We start from the raw sequence: 2,333 nt of genomic DNA on the forward strand, positions 1-2,333 counted from the left end.
GTCAGCCCAGACCAAATGGCGGAAGCTCGACGGCGCAAACCGCATGCCCGAGATCATCGAAGGGATTGCATTCAAAGACGGGATCAAACAACTTAACCATGCCGCCTAATCACGCCGTCACCAACTTTCGGGCATAGCTCAAACCCACTAACAACAGGCTTGTTATTGATGGGATGTCTTGGGTTGCCCTGACCGGCGCGTCATGATCCGTGCCCATCATCAGACAGCTGACGTAAAGGCGGAACGCTGAGAATTAGTTTCGGGCGTTAGGCCGGGTTCAACGAGCGCCTACAGATCAACCACCAAAAAACCAATCACGGGTCATCTGTGGTAAGAGCTTCCGTGAACATCCAATGCTCTTGGTGCGCAATTCTAGAAAAGCGTAGATTCTCCGGCTTTCATCTTTAGCCGCTCCTGCTGAAACACCGTCTTGGGTGCTACCGGTGTTTCGCACCCAAGTGTCACATCGGCAGGTTTTTGCTCTATTTCCCACTTTCAGTGCAGAACGCTGCTCACTTGCATGATGGCGTACGAGAACGGCTGGCGCTTAATTCAATCTTAGGTTTATGTAGTCTCAAACGCTTGGAACTGCTGAAAGACAACCGATAGTGACACGTCGAAAAGTTGTGAATTCGCTTACTCTAGAGTCAGTCGCGTTGCGGTCTTCAGAGCAGTTTGAGTTTTTGCGTGCAGAAATTGCACCTATGTCAGGAATGCTCGTGGAGCGACGAGAACCCACAAGATCACCGTTCGAGTTTAGAGTACAGCGCTACAGTGCTCCAAGTATTGCTTTGGAGAGCGCAGCCGTCGGAAACCCGCTCCAAGTTCGTGTAACAAAAAAATCTATGGCGACTGCGATGTCGGATCGACTGTCTTTACACTACCGTACAGCTGGGACGGACAGAGCAGTGATTTTTGGACACAACACTAGTGTTGCTGGGCCGCAAGATCTGAGGATTATTGATTTTCAGCAACCCTTTTATTCAGACTTGTCTAGGTTCCAGAGCTTGAATCTGGTGTTGAACCGTACCGATGTATTGGGTGAGCTTCCCTTAATTCACGATCAAAGTGGCGATATTATTCACAATAATTCACTAACCAATACACTGCGTCAGTTGATATTATGTATTTTTCAAGAACTTAAATCGGCCACAGATGCAGAAGCTGCTCGGATGCTCAGCCATCTACGCCAATTTACCATCGACACACTCCGTTTTCATATGCTCCGGGACTTGGAGAGCTCCGAAATACCGAATCAATCCAAGCTGAGCGTAGTGCTTAGTTACATTGAAAGGCACTACAATGAACAAGGCCTGACACCTGAAAATCTCGCTGCGGCAACCAGCATGTCTCGGGCGACACTATATCGACTTTGTCGCACAATGGGTTCGCCCCGAGATTTAATCCAAAAAACAAGACTAAGGAAAGCGGCTGAACATATAAGATCAGGTGAAGGCACAAATATTGAAGCTCTTTCACATAGCGTTGGTTTCACAGGGAGACAGTCTTTCACCCGCGCCTTCCGAAGGGAATTTGAATTGTCACCCAAGGAATACAGGCAGGCATACTCACCCTGCTCAAAGAATACTCCAGATCAAGGAAGCTCGCCGTGCCGGTGGAAAAAAATGCGAAGATCTTCGCTTGACCGTGTCGACAATAGGACTTTACGTTGGGGGTTAGCTATGAAACGCGCTGACGTGTGCAGTGGAGGCAAGCTTGGCACGAAAACTGGAGTGGAGGCGGGAATGGGCATTCTTTGAGCGTTTCATTCTTTCAATCCTCGCCCTTCGAAGAGGCACAAACTTTCGAAAGACTGCATTGTTCAGGTTCGAATAGAATGTGTAGCAGGACCTCCGGACCTATTTGCCGAGCATAAGAGATCTGCCGTCGCGGTCAGCGGGAAATGCCGATGCCTCTTTCAACTAGAAAAACCCCTATCTGATTCATGGCGGCCGTCCGTCACGACACAAAACCCAACATGCGGCAGCTACATGTCGACCGCGAAGACGACCCTGCACCCAGCATACGAATACTCGACACTCAGGAGCATGGTGCACGACCAGCTTTGCAAATCTACATTGGAGGCCGAAAAGGGACCGCGATTGCTGGATTATGGGAAAAAGCGCTTGTAAAACACTATGCGATTAGACGACACCATCTGCTGTGTGATCAACTATACTAGGGCGCGCGCTATCTCGCGGATCAGGTCGCTTGTCTCTGGTCGCATCGTTTGGTGCCGGTACCGCAGGGCACGGACCGTTCGCGACAAATCAAGACCGTCAATGGGTATCGCCACCAAGCCTATGTCTTCTGGAATTGCCGTTGATGGCAAG

Annotated in this window: 1 protein-coding gene; it reads left to right on the forward strand. The window is 49.8% G+C overall.

Annotated elements, in window-relative coordinates:
* Window positions 1–626: 626 nt before the first annotated feature.
* Complete coding sequence (locus ACFWW2_RS01380) at window positions 627–1,760, forward strand: helix-turn-helix domain-containing protein (protein ID WP_393925569.1); 1,134 nt, start codon at window positions 627–629, stop codon at window positions 1,758–1,760.
* Window positions 1,761–2,333: the final 573 nt, after the last annotated feature.

Source organism: Yoonia sp. R2-816, from assembly GCF_046762905.1.
In the GTDB taxonomy this organism is placed as follows: Bacteria; Pseudomonadota; Alphaproteobacteria; order Rhodobacterales; family Rhodobacteraceae; genus Yoonia.